The sequence below is a fragment of the Prolixibacter bellariivorans ATCC BAA-1284 genome (genome assembly GCF_000621705.1).
GTDB classification, from domain to species: Bacteria; Bacteroidota; Bacteroidia; order Bacteroidales; family Prolixibacteraceae; genus Prolixibacter; species Prolixibacter bellariivorans.
Map to the genome: position 1 here is coordinate 56,724 of NZ_JHXO01000006.1, position 16,431 is coordinate 73,154.

The following is a 16,431-nucleotide window of genomic DNA, read 5'->3' on the forward strand; positions in this document are numbered from 1 at the left end:
GTCGAACAATTGGTTTTGAAAATTAATAAAGGTTCATCATGAAGAAAATCAATTTTAAGGCTGTTGCCGTATTCTTCGTTGGCGCGATGATGCTGTCAAGCTGTGCCAGTCTGCAGAAAATGAAGAAGAATGCCGATAAAATCAACTACACGGTTACTCCGGAAGTGCTTGTTGCAAAAGGTGGTAACGTTGACGTTGAGATTCAGGGTCGCATTCCTGAAAAATTCTTTAACAAGAAAGCTACTATTACGGCTACTCCCGTTCTGACTTACGAAGGTGGAGAAAAAGCTTATGCTCCTTACAAACTTCAGGGAGAGAAGGTAGAAGCTAATAACAAGGTGATTAGCTATACCAACGGTGGAACTTTCTCTTATAAAGGAACTGTTCCTTATGTAGACGGAATGCGTAAATCGGATTTGGTTGTGCGTATTACCGCTTCACAAGGAGACAAATCTTTGGATTTCGATCCGGTTAAGATTGCTGACGGTGTAATTGCAACCTCAACATTGGTTAAAGACAAACCCGCATCAATCGTTGGTGTTGAGAAAGGAAAAAATACAACTGGTGTTTATGATCCGACCATTGATAAATTCCAGCGCGTTGTACCAGATGAATATAAAGCTGATTTGATGTACCTCATCAATAGCGCATATGTTCGCGGTTCTCAGCTGAAGAAAGAGGATATGGTGAAGCTGAACGAATACATCAAAGATGCGGCAGAGGCAGAACGCAAAGACCTGAAAGGTGTTGCTGTATCAGCATATGCTTCTCCTGATGGAACTGAGGCTTTCAATACGAAACTGGCTGAAAAACGTGAAGGAACTACCACAAAGGTTCTTGATAAGAAACTGAAGAAAGATAAAGTTGAAACGACAGTTACCGGAAAATACACTCCTGAAGACTGGGAAGGTTTTAAAGAACTGATGGAGAAATCCAACATCCAGGACAAAGAAATGATTCTGCGTGTTCTTTCGATGTATCAAGATCCGGAAGTTCGCGAGCGTGAGATTAAAAACCTGAGTGGCCCATTCCAGGAAATTGCTAAAACAATTCTTCCGAAACTGCGTCGTTCAAAAATTATTGCCAGTGTTGATTTGATTGGTAAGACCGATGAAGAAATTGCTAATCTGGCTGACACCGATCCTTCAAAACTCAACCAGGCAGAATTGCTTTATGCTGCTTCACTTACTGAAGACCTGAATAAACAGAAAGCAATTTATACGAGTTTCACTCGTCAGTTCCCGGAAGATTGGCGTGGTTACAACGACCTTGGTGTTGTTGAAATGATGCAGGGTAATACCAGCGACGCTCAATCTAATTTCGCGAAAGCTGATAAACTGGATCCGAAAAATGCAATTGTTCAGAACAACTTAGGTGGTGTGGCTTTGGTGAACGGAGATCTGGATAAAGCACAGGAACTTTTCAGTGCAGCCAGTGGTGCCGGACAGGAAGTGAATTACAACCTGGGTACTGTAAGTATCTTGAAAGGTGACTACGACGCAGCTGTTAAATATTTTGGTGACGGAACGTGTGTCAATAAGGCTCTTGCTCAGATGCTTACCGATGATAACAACGGAGCACTCCGCACTTTGAACAACCTGAAAAAAGAATCTGCACTGGGTGATTACCTGAAAGCGATTATCGGTGCACGTACTGCCAAGACAACTCTGTTGTACGATAGCCTGAAGGCTGCAGTGAACAAAGATGCCAAGTACAAAGATATTGCAAAGGTTGATCTGGAATTTGCGAAGTACTTCAACGACGAGCAGTTCAAGTCAATCGTAGAGTAAGACTCAATTGAAAATATGTTCAGAAACTATTCCGGAGTAGTGAGAGCTACTTCGGAATAGAATTTCTGTATCTGCATTTTACAATCTATTCTGGTAAAACCTTTATTTCTTTCAAAGAAAAAAGGTGGATTATCGTGTAAGAACACAATGAATCCACCTTAAGATTGTTGTAATGTCCGGAGTAATTACCGGCGCATTTTATTGCAGATATCCCATAATACGATACCCGCACTCACCGAAATATTGAACGAGTGTTTGGTCCCGTATTGTGGGATTTCTATGTTTTCATCACAGAGGTCGATGATTTTTTGTTGTACACCCTTCACTTCGTTGCCAAAAATCAAGGCAATTTTATCATTGGTAGTGCTTTCGAAATCAGTTAGTAATATACTGTTCTCGACTTGCTCTACTCCCACAATTTTATATCCTTCGCTTCTTAATTTTTGGACTGCTTCTTCGGTGTCTTTACAGTATTCCCAATCAATCGATTTTTCTGCACCAATAGCTGTCTTGTGAATTTCTTTGTTGGGAGGAGTCGCTGTAATTCCACACAGGATGATTTTTTCGATACGAAGAGCATCCGATGTACGGAATACCGATCCAACATTATTTCCGCTTCTTATATTGTCTAAAACGACAGTTACGGGGAGCTTGTCCGCCTCCTTGAATTCGTTGACGGACAGTCTGCCCAATTCACTGGTTTTCAGTTTTCTTGTCATTTACCAATCTACTTTTTTCCGGCCAACCGGCATAGTCATACAGCGGGCGCCTCCACCTCCCCGGCTCAGTTCTGATCCGGCGATGGTGATTACGGCTTTCTTCGACGCATGAATATCGACCTTGTTTTCAATAATATCCTGAGCCTTAATGATGTCGTAACCATTTTTGCTCATCTCCTCAATCGTGTAGCTATTTCTTTCGTAGCCAATTACTTTACCAGGAGCAATGGAGAAGAAGTTCGCTCCACTGTGCCATTGCTCACGCTCCATGGTCCACTCGTCTTTGGTTCCGCCGCACTGGATCGGTTTCATATCCATACCCACCTCTTTCATGGCTTGCAGCAGATCTTCGTGGAGTTTAATGCTGGTCACCTCACCGTTATCGATGGTAATGTGAATGGTCTGGTATTTATTGTTTCCCAGAATTAACGGAGCATAAACCATTACCTCGTCCTTGTTCAGGAAGGTGAAAGTCATATCCAGGTGGATGAACGATTCAGGCGTATGCGGTAATTCCTGCACAATAATGTGCTTTGTAGATGTTTTCTTCTCCTTGATAGATTCAATCAGGTAATCAATTCCCTGTGAAGTCGTGCGAACGCCTGTCCCAATCAGAATGACATCATCGCGCGCGATTTCAACATCGCCTCCTTCAATGCTTGTATGTGGGCTCGACGGTATGTTTTTAATGGGTACCATCGGATTGATGGTTTTAACCCCAAATATGGGATGGTCTTTAAAGATTGCCTCCATAATCAATGCTTCCCGGTCGCGTACCAGGCTGGCCATTTTCCCTATCAACACCTCATCATATACCGTCATTGAGGCATCGCGTGTGAATAAGAAGTTGTGCAAAGGACGAAGAGCAAAACGCTCTTTACTCAGGAATTTTGTGAGATTATCACGCTTTAAAATGGAGCCTTCGATCAATTGTCGCGCTAATTCATCTTCAGAGAGATCGTGTAGAGCACTTATTTCGCAAAAGGCTTCTTCACGTTCGCAGATGCGGTTGATAATGCGCTCTTTTGCATGAGAATTTTGGAGGGTTTGCGTCAGTAAATCTTTGACTTCAAAGGTGTGGGCAACTTTTTCCAAAACACCTTTTAACTGAGCATATTCCTGCCTGGCAACTGATAGATTAAGTATGTCGCTGTAAAGGGCACGCTCGGCATTTTGAGGAGTCATATTCTCCACTTCCTGCCCGGGAGTATGTAAAATAACTCCCTCTAACTGTCCGATTTCCGATCTGACATCTACATTAAACTTTTTCATTGATGCTATAATAATGTTGTTGTGTCATTTGTGTTAATGTGAGGCAAATATAGTTAAATATGGGTGGACTGAATTTTGTGGGAAATATGTTTAGCAATGTCTTTTATTGTACCATTTTCTTTTGTTGATTGTTATTTTTATACGGTAAAGAAGGAGGATGAGTTGAAAAAGTGGTTATACATTTTGGCGTTTTTATTCCTTGCAGTATCCGCGGGTGGTCAGGTGGTTCTTATTCCTCCTGAATTGCCTGATTCACTGGCTGGGAGAGTTGATTCCATTCCTCACGTCCAACTCCAGCCAATTCGTGTAAAGCCACATAGCCGAAGGTATTACCGAAGGCAGCAACGCCGTTATTCCAGGCTGGTACTGATTGTTAAGAAGGTGTATCCAATGGCCAAATTGGCTGCAAAAAAACTGGAAGAGTACAACAAAGTTTATTTGACGTTGAAGACGGAACGACAGCGTAAAAAGTATATCAAACAGGTGCAGGAGGACCTGATGAATGAATATGGTGATGAGATAAAGCATATGAAAATTTCGGAAGGAAGAGTGCTGATGAAGTTGATTGATCGGGAGACAGGGCATTCATCCTATGCAATTATCAAAGAATTCCGGGGCGGTTTTACGGCGTTCTTCTGGCAAACGGTTGCCCGGCTTTTTGGAAACGATTTGAAGGTTCGTTACAATCCTTACGGTGAAGACTGGATGATTGAAAATATTGTACAACAAATCGATCAGGGAACGATATGAGCAAACGCACTTTCATTGCCATATCAATTCGTCCGGAAGAAAAGTTGCTGGCCTTTATCCGTGAGTTACAGGGAGAGTTGCCTAAAAGTCGCATTAATTGGGTTAACCCGGCTACCATGCATTTGACATTGCGTTTTTTAGGAAACACCACGAAGGAACAAATTGGACAAATTCTGAAAGATGCGCCAGGTTTGTTCAATCGACAGAATTCTTTCGAAATTGAGCTGAAAGGATTTGGCAAGTTTGGTTCGGGACTGAATCCAAAAGTCCTTTGGATTGGATTAGGAGAAAACGACGCGCTGTCTGAACTTGCCCATGAAGTTGAAATAATGGCACAAAATGCCGGTTTCGTCGGCGAGGCGCGGGATTTTCGTCCGCACCTGACACTGGGCCGTGTTAAATGGCTAAAAGAAGCCGAAAATTTAAAAAAGAAGCTCGAAGCTTATCGTGATGCTACGTTCCAGCTTATGATGATAAAAGAGGTAGTTTTCTACGAAAGCATTCTGAAGCCGGCAGGGCCAATCTACCGTTCTATTCAGAAGTTTCCGCTTGTAGACTAAATGTCGTTTTATTTTCCTCTTCCCTGAAGGATATTGATTGCCGTGTAGATGATGATTTTAAAATCAACATACAAACTCATATTTCGAAGGTAGATGAGGTCATATTGCAGTCGTTCGATCATCTGTGTCACATTTTCGGCATAACCATATTTCACCTGGCCCCAGCTGGTAATTCCCGGACGAATTCGAAGTAAATGCCGATAATGTGGAGCTGATTCCTCAATTTTCTCAATATAAAAAGCACGTTCCGGCCGGGGACCAACCACCGACATTTCACCTTTCAGCACATTGAGGAATTGAGGTATTTCATCGGAATGCGATTTCCGCAGAAACCGTCCGAAGGGCGTAATACGCTGGTCGTTTTGACTTGACAAATCGGGACCATTTTTCTCTGCATCATTGTACATACTCCTGAATTTGTACATGGTAAACGGTTTTCCGTAACGTCCCACACGAACTTGCCGGTACAGAACAGGTCCAGGTGAAGATAATCGCACGCCAATTATGCAAACAAGGGAAAGAGGTGATAAAACAATCAGACCAACAATTGAAATGAATATGTCAAGCAACCGCTTGACATTCTTTTGCCATGCCGGCATGATTCCGTTTGAAATCTGAATCAGCGGGCTTGAATATACAGTCGTCATTTTTACTGCTCCCGAAAGAATATCATAAATGTCAGGGATTCCGCGTATGATGATGTTCCGCCCGGCCAGTCGGTTAATAATGTCGTTCAGCTTTTTATGGTCAGATGATTCGGTGGCAATAATTACCTCTTCAACTTTGTATTTGTTAATGATACCGGGGATATCATTTAATTGACCCAATACTTGTTGGTGAGGAACTTCCGTTTCCTCCTCATTCTCGCCGATGGTAACATAGCCAACCAGTTTATTTCCGGTCGGTACCAGCTGCGTTTCCAGTTGTTGGGTAATGTGAGCAGCCATTTCATTAGTCCCGATAATCAAGGTGGGGAATCCAATTCGCCCCTTCTTGAACTGACGGACCATAAAGGATGAAATCGCCAGACGGAGTATGTAGGTTAAAACGAACTGAAAAACCAGTAGGGCCAGTGCATGTTTGTAGTAGTATGTGTAATCAGGAATATAGTCATCGAGCAGGAACATGAAAAAGATAAAAAGCGAACCCAGTACGGCCGAGAAAATCGTTTGTCCCAACTCCAGCAAGCGTGATTTTCGAAGAACATCATTGTAAAATCCGGAAATCGCGTACAAGCTAAGCCAAAAGAGCGGAATCAATACTATTCCGAGATAAAACTGCTGTGTAAATTCGATGGTATGGTCGTGCCCAAAAATCAGTGCTTCAGCAAAATGTTTTCGGTACAGATAGAATAGTATCCAGGCGTACATAGCGGCTAAATAATCTGAAGCAAGATAACTGATCAGGAAAGCTTTCCTTTTCATTTGACTGATGAGGTTAGGTTTTTATTGGTTCCGTTTGAAATTGACGCTTTTAAATTACAAAACGCCCGGATTTTAAAAAACTTATGCAAATGAATACAAAATTTGGTTAGATGTGAATGGATTTCACCCGGAGTTGCTCTTTTATTCGCTTAACCAAAAGAAAAACTTCTTTCTCTTCTTCCAGCGAATGGATGGAAAACTCAAGATTGTTGACGCTGAACAGGAAATCATTCATCTGATGAATTAGTGTTTCATGCTCAGATGTTTGGGAAAATGGGATGGTTCGATTTTCCGGTTTTAGGGTCAGCATGTTTGCCATAAAATTGGCATCGGTCAGACCACCGTTCCGGTAAACAAACAAGTGGGATGAATCGGAAGTGGGGAGGCTGCTGAAGGTGAGTGAGGCCACCATCCCGTCAGCAAAATCGAGGTGGATATCGATGAAGTCAGTTGCATCGGATAAAAAATTACCACCAGCCACTGCCGTTTCGGTTATTTCTGTCGGATTTAGTTTTAGAAGAATCCGCAAGAATCCGGTAATGTGCTCAAACAATTCTCCCTGAAAATTACTGGAAGCATGTTCTCCTTTTACAATACGAGGAAACTGATTGGCTTGAAGTAATTTCTGAGTCAAGGGCTCATATAGTTGGTCGGCTCTTACAGCAATCTGCGTTCCTGCTTCGTGCGCCAGTTCGATTAATTGCTCTATTTGTGATAAAGAAAGCAATTCGATTGTGTCGATAAAGAGGTGGCATGAATTCCGGATAGCAAATGTCAAATACTCAAAACGGCAAAAATCGGGGTCGAGAACAAACAGAACATCCGAAATCAGCGGGAGCACATCGCTCTCATAAATGCTGAAATGGGCATGTGAGGTTAATTTCCACTTTTTATGATTATCAAAAACATACCAGTGCAATTTCCCTTTATCAGGGAATTTCCCGACAAGGTCGCTTTTCGGGTGGGGAGGTAAAATGATTCCGGGTTTCAGCATATACACAAATGTACATAGGCTAAGTGTACGGAAGAATCTATTAGGTTGCTTATTTATCAACCATTTTTGTTGAAAAACCCACAATTGAAAGGTATTTTTGTTGGCGAAATTGAAAAATGAACGGCGATTGGAAGATAACTACCGACATCGTGGATTGCGGCGAAAGCTGGTTAGCGAGATTCAGGCGAAAGGGATAACGGATGAAAATGTACTGGAAGCCATTGGCAAGGTTCCCCGTCATCTCTTCATGGATAGTAGCTTTGTTCAGTTTGCCTACCGGGATAAAGCCTTTCCGATAGGCAAAGGACAAACCATTTCTCAGCCTTATACCGTCGCATTTCAAACCCAATTGCTCGAAGTCAAAAAGTTTGACAAGGTTCTGGAGGTTGGAACCGGTTCAGGATACCAGGCTGCCGTGCTTTGTGAAATGGGGGCCACTGTTTTTACCATCGAACGTCATCGTGAACTTTACGATAAGGTAAGGGCATTATTGCCATCCATCGGTTACGAACCGATGTTCTTTCACGGAGATGGCTATGCAGGCCTTCCTACTTACGGACCTTTTGATAAGATAATTGTCACTGCGGGAGCGCCTTATATCCCCGAAGCACTTCTGGAACAATTAAAGGTCGGCGGACGTTTGGTAATTCCGGTAGGATCGCAACACCGGCAGGAAATGAAGCTGGTCATCAGAGAGTCGGAAAATGAATACCGAACAGAAGATAGAGGTGGTTTTATTTTTGTCCCGCTTGTTGGCGGAAAATCAGAATAATACGAGAACGCTATGATGGAAATTCGAAAGTTTACATTTAATCCGGTAGCAGTAAATACTTACGTGATATGGGATGAAACAGGCGAGTGTGCCATAATTGATGCAGGTTGCTCAAATCCTTCGGAGGAAGCAGCACTGGCCGGTTTCATTGAAGAAAAGGGATTGAAACCGGTCAAACTGCTGAATACTCATGGCCATTTCGATCATGTGATTGGGAACGGTTTTGCTGCACGGAAGTGGGATTTGGAAGTAGAAATGCATCAGGGTGATGACGCACTGGTTTCGAGTGCAAAAGAGCAAGGTGGAATGTTTGGCATTGCGATGCACCAACCTCCTAAACCGGCGAAATTTTTTGATGAAGGAGATGAAATCACATTTGGGAATACAACCCTGGAAGTAATTCACGTTCCCGGGCATTCACCCGGAGGTGTCGCTTTCCACAATGCGGAGGAAAGAGTATTGATTGCAGGTGATATTCTTTTTTATGGTTCTATTGGACGAACTGATTTGCCCGGCGGAGAACACGAATCGCTAATCAGCGGGATTAAATCCAAATTAGTCGTTCTGGATCCGGCCACCAAAGTATTTTCCGGCCATGGTCCGGAAACGACAATCGGAGACGAAATAAAGAACAATCCGTTTCTTCAGTAAAACGGTTGGGATAGAGGAAAAATATCATGTTTTCCTATTACAGAAGACCTTAAAATTGTGTCGGCATATAATAAACTAAAATTGACTAGCGATGGCAATCGATAAATTTGTCAACCGCCACATAGGACCTCGTGAGCGTGACTTAGAAGAAATGCAGCGGGTTATCGGCGTAAAATCACTGGATGAACTGATTGAGCAGACGGTTCCGTCCAATATTCGTTTGGAAAAACCACTGAATTTACCCAATGGTTTGACCGAACGGGCCTATTTCAAACAAATCAGGAAACTGGCTGCCAAAAATAAGGTCTTCAATACTTACATCGGTATGGGGTATTACGACACCATCACCCCGGCGGTTATTCAGCGCAATATTCTCGAAAATCCGGTGTGGTATACTTCCTACACGCCTTATCAGGCGGAAGTTTCCCAGGGACGTTTGGAGGCATTGCTGAATTTCCAGACCATGGTTTGCGAAATGACGGCGATGGATCTGGCCAATGCTTCATTACTCGATGAAGCCACCGCTGCAGCGGAAGCCATGTCGCTGATGTATGCTACCCGCAGTCGCGGAAAACAGAAAGCCGGAGCGAATGTTTGTTTCGTGGATGAGAATGTTTGGCCGCAGACACTTGACGTGTTGCAAACCCGTGCCGAACCGTTGGGAATTGAGTTGAAGGTAGGTGATTTTTCGCGTGACAAGATTGAAGAAAACTGGTTTGGCGCGATTGTTCAATATCCGAATCTGAAAGGTGAGGTAGAAGATTACAGCAATTTCACCAGTCGCCTGCACGATAACGACTGTAAAATTTCGGTTGCATCCGACCTGTTAGCGTTGGCGCTTATTACTCCTCCGGGAGAATGGGACGCGGATGTGGTGTTCGGTTCTGCTCAGCGCTTTGGAGTTCCGATGGGATACGGCGGACCTTCAGCTGCCTTTTTTGCTCTCAAGGAAGATTATAAGCGATATATGCCTGGCCGCATCATTGGTGTAACGAAAGATGCCACCGGGAAACTGGCCTTGCGCATGGCCTTGCAAACCCGCGAGCAGCATATCAAACGCGAACGGGCAACTTCGAATATTTGTACAGCCCAGGCATTGCTGGCTACCATGGCCGGAATGTATGCCGTTTATCACGGACCGGAAGGTATTCGTGGTATTGCTGACCGCGCGCATAGCATTGGTGTTTTGCTGGCCGAGGAAATTACCAAACTCGGCTACAAACAGGAAAACGCCAACTTTTTCGATACCATTCGGATTTCGCTTCCGCGACACGTGAAGAAAGAGGATATTGAGTGGCTGTCACTCGATTTGGAAATGAATTTCCGCTACTTCGAAACGGGTGAGGTCGGCCTCAGCATCGACGAGACGACTAACCTGGAAGACATCAACTGGATTCTTGAAGTATTTGCGAAAGCAGCCAACAAACGCATTCCGGTCATCGATGAAATTCCGGAGAACTCTATCATCGACAAACAATACGGCCGCAAATCAGAGTTTTTGACTCAGGACGTTTTCAACAAGTATCGTTCCGAGACAGAAATGGCTCGTTACATCAAGCGGCTGGAGAAAAAAGATATATCGCTGGTACACTCGATGATTTCGTTGGGCTCGTGTACCATGAAGCTGAACGCCGCTACCGAGATGATTCCGCTCAGTTGGATTGAGTTCAACGGAATTCATCCTTTTGTGCCGAAAAATCAGGCGATGGGTTACCACGAAATGATGGAAGAATTACGTCGTGATTTGGCCGAGATTACCGGCTTCGACGATATTTCCCTCATGCCTAATTCAGGAGCTGCAGGCGAATATACAGGTTTGATGGTGATTCGTGAATACCACAAAAGTCGTGGCGAAGGGCACCGGAACGTCGTACTGATTCCTTCATCGGCGCACGGAACCAACCCGGCCAGTGCAGTTATGGCCGGCATGAAAGTGGTGGTCGTACCTTGCGATGAAAACGGGAACATCGATGTAGAAGCGCTTCGGGCGAAAGCCGAAGAACATAAGGATAACTTGTCTGCCTTCATGGTTACTTACCCGTCAACGCACGGAGTATTTGAATCTGCGATCGTCGAAATGTGCGACATTATTCACAAAAATGGTGGTCAGGTGTACATGGACGGAGCGAATATGAATGCACAGGTAGGACTGACGAATCCGAAGCGAATCGGAGCCGATGTTTGTCACCTGAACTTACATAAAACATTTGCTATACCCCACGGCGGAGGTGGCCCTGGTGTTGGCCCGATTGGCGTGGCTAAGCACCTGGTGGAATTCCTTCCTTCGCATCCGGTCATGAATAACGGACACGTGGGATTACACGCTGTTTCTGCGGCTCCCTGGGGAAGTGCTTCGGTATTGCCCATTACCTACGGGTACATCAAAATGCTGGGGGCCGATGGTTTGACACAAGCGACTAAAATTGCTATTCTGAACGCCAACTATATTGCTTCGTTGCTGAAGGATAACTATGGCATTCTTTATACCGGCGAAAAAGGTCGTGTAGCTCACGAAATGATTCTGGAGTGCCGTCACCTGAAAGCTTCGGCCGGCGTAACTGAAGCTGATATTGCCAAGCGATTGATGGATTACGGTTTTCATGCACCGACTCTTTCATTCCCGGTACACGGAACATTGATGGTGGAGCCCACTGAAAGTGAATCGAAAGAAGAGCTTGACCGGTTTGTGGAAGCCATGAACAGCATTTTCAGTGAGATTAAGGAGATTGAAGAAGGCAAAGCCGACGCCAATGATAACGTGTTGAAAAATGCACCGCATACAGCTGAAGTGTTGATGGCTGACGACTGGAAGCACGGTTACTCTCGCGAAAAAGCAGCTTACGCGCTCGGTTGGCTTCGTGATAACAAATTCTGGGTACCCGTCAGCCGGGTTGATGATGCCTATGGTGATCGGAACCTGATTTGTACTTGTGAACCGCTGGAAAGTTATATGGAAGAATAAATTCATGAATCCGGGGAGTATTTCCCGGATTTATTTTACCAACCTATGATTGTATTTCCCAACGCCAAAATTAACATCGGCCTGAATATTCTGCGAAAGCGGGATGACGGTTACCACGAATTGGAAACCGTTTTCTATCCGCTGAAGTTACAGGACGGTCTGGAATTCATTGAAAACCATACCGGGGAAGTGCACTTCAGCAACAGTGGAATTGAAATAGCCGGGAAAGCGGAAGATAACCTGGTGGTAAAAGCATACCGAATGCTGGCTGCTGACTACAGGTTGCCCGGAATAGACATTCATTTGCATAAGGTTATTCCATTTGGAGCCGGTTTGGGCGGTGGTTCGTCCGATGCCGCTTTTATGCTGATGGGACTGAATGATTTTTTCAGTCTGAATATTCCCGAACAAAAGCTTTTATCATACGCTGCGAGGCTTGGTGCCGATTGCGCCTTTTTCATCAAAAATACACCCTCATTTGCATCAGGAATCGGTGAGAAGCTTGAACCGCTTCCGCTAAGTTTGTCGGGTTGGCATCTGTTACTGGTAAAGCCGCCGATTGAGGTGGGTACTAAAGAAGCGTATGCCGGTGTTCGGCCAGGGGAGCCAAATGTTGGCTTAACGGAAGCCATTCGGTTTTCGGTAAACAACTGGCAAGGGAATGTCGTCAACGATTTTGAGGAAGGAATTTTTCAACGGTTTCCTGAAATTAAAACCCTCAAAGAGAAGTTAAGGGAGCGGGGAGCAGTTTATGCCTCCATGTCGGGAAGTGGCTCGTCGGTTTTTGGTCTTTTCCGCAACGAACCGCTGTGGCGCGACAGCGATTTCCCGGAAGGCAGTTTTATCTGGTACGAAGTGTTCTAGTTTTTACCTTACGAAGTGTCTTTCAAATGAATTTTAACCCTTCGCAACGGGAGGGTGTTCTTTCCGTGCTTTTAAGAGAAGGTCAAATGCTTGTCTTGTTAGGTTCATTACATGAAAGGCGGAGTAGTCTGCGCGCCTCTCGACTGACATTGCGACAGTTGCAGCGGTCATTGCGTCAGTCTCGGAGTAGTTTTCTTCGCTCGTCACGTTCATTTCTTCGGGGACGGAGTAGTTTTCGCTCTGCAGGGAGTTCATTTCTTTCACCGCCGGGTAGTTTTCTTTAATTGGCGTGTTTATTTCTTAAAGTCCCGGGTAGTTTGCGTGAGTCTCGGAGTAGTTTTCTTGAAATCGCCTATTCTCTGCACCAGGTTTTACGGGGGGCAGGAAAATAGGAGTGATGTGGAACGGAATGCAGGTATAATGTCGATAGTGGGATTTCTTCCCGGAAGGGGAAAAGATTAAAAAAGCTGCCCCGTATTGAGGCAGCTTTTGTTGTTTATTCGATGGTTATCATGATGACGTCCTTCGGAATCCTGACACCTTCTTCGACATGAATCTCTTTGATTTTTCCGTCGAAGGGCATTTCTATCTTGTTTTCCATTTTCATGGCTTCAAGAATCAGCAGGCATTCACCTTCTTTTACTTTCTGGCCTGTTTTGACCATCAGTTTCAGAACGGTACCCGGAATATACGAACGAATCTCGTTCATATCGGGACGTTCCCATTTTGTTCGCATTTCAAACTTCTTTGTATACAGTGTTTTGTATTTGGCACTGTTCACAACAAAGGTTTGATATTTTGGTGTACTTTCTTCCATTTTGAAAGGATTTGGTTAACAGAAAGTCCTGATTTAGAACGGAGGAATACCATGTTTTTTCGCCGGGCGGGCATCCACTTTGTTGTCCGACAGCGTCAGTGAGTGAATCAACAGGGAGCGGGTTTCAGCCGGTTCAATTACCTCGTCAATGTATCCTTTCGCAGCGGCTACATACGGGTTGGCAAATTTCTCCTTGTATTCCTCAATTTTCTGTTTCCGAACTTCATCCGGATTCTCTGCTTCAGCAATTTCCTTACGGAAGACAATGTTGGCAGCACCTTCGGGTCCCATCACCGCAATTTCGGCGGTAGGCCATGCAAACACAAAGTCAGCACCCAGGTGGCGCGAGTTCATGGCAATATATCCTCCACCGTATGCTTTGCGCAGAATAACGGTGATTTTCGGTACGGTTGCTTCGCTATAAGCATACAGCAATTTGGCTCCGTGGCGAATCACACCGGCGTGTTCCTGGTCAACACCCGGCAGGTAACCCGGCATATCCTCGAGGGTCACAATCGGGATGTTGAACGCATCGCAATAGCGAATGAAACGAGCCGCTTTATCCGAGCTATCGCAATCGAGCACACCGGCCAGATATTTAGGCTGGTTTGCCACAAAACCGACAGTGTCACCCTTAAGGCGTCCAAAGCCGATAACGATGTTCCGGGCAAAGTGCTCCATAATTTCGAAGAACTCGCTGCTATCTGTCACCGCGCGAATAATGTCGCGGATGTCGTATGGACGACGCGGATCTGAAGGAACAATCTCTTCAATGTTGAGAGAAGAAGTTGGTTCCTGTGGTGGAAACTTGCGTGCTTTTTGGGTATTATTCCAGGGAATAAATGAGATAAGACTTTTGATCTGGTCAAAACATTCATCCTCGCTTTCGGCATAGAAATGGGCATTTCCGGTGATTTCGCTGTGAACACGTGCACCACCCAGTTCCTCCATACTAATTTCTTCGCCAAGTACGGTTTTAATAACACTTGGTCCGGTGATAAACATCTTGGAGATATTTTCCACCACGAAAACGAAATCGGTTAAAGCGGGAGAATAAACGGCTCCACCGGCACAGGGGCCGAGGATTACTGAAATCTGCGGAATAACACCGGAAGCTTTGGTGTTCCGGTAGAAAATTTCACCATAACCAGCTAGTGAATTAACACCTTCCTGGATGCGGGCACCACCGGAATCGTTAATACCGATAAGCGGAACGCGCATTTTCAGGGCGTGGTCCATGATTTTGGTGATTTTGCGGGCATGCATTAATCCGAGCGAACCACCGGCTACGGTGAAGTCTTGTGCGTAAATACAAACGGGCTGGTTATAAATGGTACCCGTACCGATAATTACGCCGTCGCCGTGCAGCACTTTCTTGTCCATGTCAAAATCACGAGCTGTGTGCTCTACAAAAAGATCGTACTCGTGGAAAGAATCTTCGTCGAGGATAGACATGATTCTCTCACGGGCCGTCTTTTTACCCATGGCCACTTGTTTTTCGATGGCTTTTTCACCACCCCCCAGCTGTACCTCCTGCTTACGTTTACGGAGGTCCAGGATGTTTCTTTTTAATGACATAGGTTACGATTTAAATTCAAGATCTTCCTGGAAAATCAGGCCGATCACCTATAAAGTTCGTCTACTTCAGGAGCCAAAATTATAAAAAAAATGCCGGGAAAGAGCACGACCCGACATTAAATGACATCTCTATCTATTTAGATATCAAAAAATTGAATAACAGTGTTTATTGTTCGATTATTTGGAAGCCCACCGGTATAAAAAGATAGCTATAATGGCATACAGGAAGTTGGGTATCCAAACGGCCAGTAAGGGATCCATCCCTCCCTTGGTGGCAAAAACTGTCGATACCTGCAGGAACATGATGTAAGAAAAGCTGAGTAACAGCCCAATGCCCAGGTGAAGGCCCATTCCTCCCCTGATTTTACGCGAAGCCAGTGCTACACCGATAATCGAAAGAATAAATGTCGAAAACGGACCTGAAGTTCGTTTGTGTTTTTCGATCTCGTACTGTACCACATTGTCTACGCCGCGCAATTTCAAATCCTCGATGTAGTGGTTCAGTTCCCAGTAGTTCATGGTTTCTTCGAGGTTCTTCTGGCGGCCAAAATCTTCCGGCTTCATCCGAAGGGTGGTATCAATTACTGCACCCGACGTAATTTTTTCATCCGGACCACTTAAATCGCGTATATAGTAATTATGAATGACCCACTTCTTTTTGTCGCGGTCCCATTTTACGTAGTCCGAAATCAGCTTGGAGACAAGCTTGTGATCTTTGAATTTCTCGATAGAGAATTTATAGCCAACATCGTTTTTGTTGTTGTAGTTGCGCATGTAGATATACAGGCCGGGTTCCAGTTGGCGGTGAATGTTCCGGTCATTATTGTTATACTCACCTTTCAGATACGTGTTGGTAAAGTCGATACGAACTGTATTGGCTGGCGGAATGACAAAATTTCCCAGCACCCACGACATCGCCGCAATAATTCCGGCACCGATCATGTAGGGGCGCATTAGTCGTTTGTATGTCACACCACTAGCAAGGATGGCAATGATTTCGGAGTTGTAGGCCATCTTCGAGGTAAAATAAATTACCGCGATAAAGGTGAAAAGACTACTGAACAGGTTGGCGAAATAGGGGATGAAGTTCAGGTAAAAATCAAAAATAATGGCGTGTAGCGGAGCATGGCGACTGATAAATTCGTCGATGTGCTCGGAAATGTCAAAAACAATCGAGATACCAATAATCAGGGCAATAGCCAGGAAAAAGGTTCCCAGAAACTTTTTGATGATGTATATGTCAATCTTTTTCAGGTATGGTTTTGACAGCTGCATGCG

Annotated in this window: 14 protein-coding genes; 7 read left to right on the forward strand and 7 right to left on the reverse strand. The window is 44.6% G+C overall.

Translation table 11 applies throughout. The features are described 5' to 3' along the window. Nucleotides 1-38: 38 nt before the first annotated feature. On the forward strand, nt 39-1,790 hold the full coding sequence (locus T426_RS0105745) for a tetratricopeptide repeat protein (RefSeq protein ID WP_025863228.1): 1,752 nt from the start codon (nt 39-41) through the stop codon (nt 1,788-1,790). A gap of 185 nt (nt 1,791-1,975) precedes the next feature. Here the strand turns inward: T426_RS0105745 and T426_RS0105750 are convergent, their stop codons facing one another. Continuing rightward, nucleotides 1,976-2,509 carry an RNA methyltransferase gene (locus tag T426_RS0105750; RefSeq protein ID WP_025863229.1) on the reverse strand — a complete coding sequence of 178 codons (534 nt, stop codon included), beginning with the start codon at nt 2,507-2,509 and terminating at the stop codon, nt 1,976-1,978. Continuing rightward, complete coding sequence (locus T426_RS0105755) at nt 2,510-3,781, reverse strand: arginine deiminase (RefSeq protein ID WP_025863230.1); 1,272 nt, start codon at nt 3,779-3,781, stop codon at nt 2,510-2,512. It abuts the gene before it with no gap. Nucleotides 3,782-3,877: 96 nt separating this feature from the next. Here T426_RS0105755 and T426_RS0105760 point away from each other — a divergent pair, with 96 nt between their 5' ends. After that, on the forward strand, nt 3,878-4,531 hold the full coding sequence (locus T426_RS0105760) for a DUF4294 domain-containing protein (RefSeq protein ID WP_025863231.1): 654 nt from the start codon (nt 3,878-3,880) through the stop codon (nt 4,529-4,531). Further along, nucleotides 4,528-5,091: an RNA 2',3'-cyclic phosphodiesterase gene (thpR, locus tag T426_RS22865; RefSeq protein WP_025863232.1), complete on the forward strand. Its 564-nt coding sequence runs from the start codon at nt 4,528-4,530 to the stop codon at nt 5,089-5,091. The genes T426_RS0105760 and thpR overlap by 4 nt, the downstream gene beginning before the upstream one ends. 8 nt (nt 5,092-5,099) lie before the next feature. Here thpR and T426_RS0105770 read toward each other — a convergent pair whose 3' ends face one another. Together T426_RS0105770 and T426_RS0105775 are read right to left on the reverse strand one after the other, a co-directional pair. Next, complete coding sequence (locus T426_RS0105770; RefSeq protein ID WP_025863233.1) at nt 5,100-6,515, reverse strand: sugar transferase; 1,416 nt, start codon at nt 6,513-6,515, stop codon at nt 5,100-5,102. A gap of 106 nt (nt 6,516-6,621) precedes the next feature. Then, nucleotides 6,622-7,509, reverse strand: coding sequence for a Gfo/Idh/MocA family oxidoreductase (locus T426_RS0105775; RefSeq protein WP_025863234.1), 888 nt, complete (start codon nt 7,507-7,509; stop codon nt 6,622-6,624). Between the two features lie 100 nt (nt 7,510-7,609). On the opposite strand from T426_RS0105775, the gene T426_RS0105780 reads away from it, so the two are divergent. The 4 genes from T426_RS0105780 (at nt 7,610) to ispE (ending at nt 12,758) form a co-directional block, all read left to right on the forward strand. After that, nucleotides 7,610-8,281: a protein-L-isoaspartate(D-aspartate) O-methyltransferase gene (locus tag T426_RS0105780; RefSeq protein WP_234406402.1), complete on the forward strand. Its 672-nt coding sequence runs from the start codon at nt 7,610-7,612 to the stop codon at nt 8,279-8,281. A 12-nt stretch (nt 8,282-8,293) separates the two neighbouring features. After that, the gene (locus T426_RS0105785) at nt 8,294-8,932 is read left to right on the forward strand and encodes an MBL fold metallo-hydrolase (RefSeq protein ID WP_025863236.1); all 639 of its coding nucleotides are present in this window, start codon (nt 8,294-8,296) and stop codon (nt 8,930-8,932) included. A 91-nt stretch (nt 8,933-9,023) separates the two neighbouring features. Beyond that, nucleotides 9,024-11,894, forward strand: coding sequence for an aminomethyl-transferring glycine dehydrogenase (gene gcvP, locus T426_RS0105790; RefSeq protein ID WP_027585401.1), 2,871 nt, complete (start codon nt 9,024-9,026; stop codon nt 11,892-11,894). 45 nt (nt 11,895-11,939) lie between these two features. Next, nucleotides 11,940-12,758: a 4-(cytidine 5'-diphospho)-2-C-methyl-D-erythritol kinase gene (ispE, locus tag T426_RS0105795; protein ID WP_025863237.1), complete on the forward strand. Its 819-nt coding sequence runs from the start codon at nt 11,940-11,942 to the stop codon at nt 12,756-12,758. Between the two features lie 496 nt (nt 12,759-13,254). Here ispE and T426_RS0105805 read toward each other — a convergent pair whose 3' ends face one another. From T426_RS0105805 to T426_RS0105815, 3 genes are all read right to left on the reverse strand, one after another. Next, nucleotides 13,255-13,575, reverse strand: coding sequence for a biotin/lipoyl-containing protein (locus T426_RS0105805; protein WP_025863239.1), 321 nt, complete (start codon nt 13,573-13,575; stop codon nt 13,255-13,257). Nucleotides 13,576-13,608: 33 nt separating this feature from the next. Further along, nucleotides 13,609-15,153 (reverse strand): acyl-CoA carboxylase subunit beta, encoded by a 1,545-nt coding sequence (locus T426_RS0105810; RefSeq protein ID WP_025863240.1) that lies wholly within the window; start codon nt 15,151-15,153, stop codon nt 13,609-13,611. A gap of 177 nt (nt 15,154-15,330) precedes the next feature. Beyond that, entirely contained in the window at nt 15,331-16,428 is a 1,098-nt protein-coding gene (locus T426_RS0105815) for an LptF/LptG family permease (RefSeq protein ID WP_244957734.1), read from the reverse strand. Nucleotides 16,429-16,431 lie beyond the last annotated feature (3 nt).

What these genes read in the sequence shown, in the direction of transcription:
- T426_RS0105755 (WP_025863230.1), bottom strand. Translation starts at nt 3,781, where the DNA reads ATGAAAAAGTTTAATGTAGATGTCAGATCGGAAATCGGACAGTTAGAG.
- gcvP (WP_027585401.1), top strand. Translation starts at nt 9,024, where the DNA reads ATGGCAATCGATAAATTTGTCAACCGCCACATAGGACCTCGTGAGCGT.
- T426_RS0105815 (WP_244957734.1), bottom strand. Translation starts at nt 16,428, where the DNA reads ATGCAGCTGTCAAAACCATACCTGAAAAAGATTGACATATACATCATC.
- T426_RS0105805 (WP_025863239.1), bottom strand. Translation starts at nt 13,575, where the DNA reads ATGGAAGAAAGTACACCAAAATATCAAACCTTTGTTGTGAACAGTGCC.
- T426_RS0105760 (WP_025863231.1), top strand. Translation starts at nt 3,878, where the DNA reads ATGTCTTTTATTGTACCATTTTCTTTTGTTGATTGTTATTTTTATACG.
- thpR (WP_025863232.1), top strand. Translation starts at nt 4,528, where the DNA reads ATGAGCAAACGCACTTTCATTGCCATATCAATTCGTCCGGAAGAAAAG.
- ispE (WP_025863237.1), top strand. Translation starts at nt 11,940, where the DNA reads ATGATTGTATTTCCCAACGCCAAAATTAACATCGGCCTGAATATTCTG.
- T426_RS0105775 (WP_025863234.1), bottom strand. Translation starts at nt 7,509, where the DNA reads ATGCTGAAACCCGGAATCATTTTACCTCCCCACCCGAAAAGCGACCTT.
- T426_RS0105770 (WP_025863233.1), bottom strand. Translation starts at nt 6,515, where the DNA reads ATGAAAAGGAAAGCTTTCCTGATCAGTTATCTTGCTTCAGATTATTTA.
- T426_RS0105750 (WP_025863229.1), bottom strand. Translation starts at nt 2,509, where the DNA reads ATGACAAGAAAACTGAAAACCAGTGAATTGGGCAGACTGTCCGTCAAC.
- T426_RS0105785 (WP_025863236.1), top strand. Translation starts at nt 8,294, where the DNA reads ATGATGGAAATTCGAAAGTTTACATTTAATCCGGTAGCAGTAAATACT.
- T426_RS0105745 (WP_025863228.1), top strand. Translation starts at nt 39, where the DNA reads ATGAAGAAAATCAATTTTAAGGCTGTTGCCGTATTCTTCGTTGGCGCG.
- T426_RS0105810 (WP_025863240.1), bottom strand. Translation starts at nt 15,153, where the DNA reads ATGTCATTAAAAAGAAACATCCTGGACCTCCGTAAACGTAAGCAGGAG.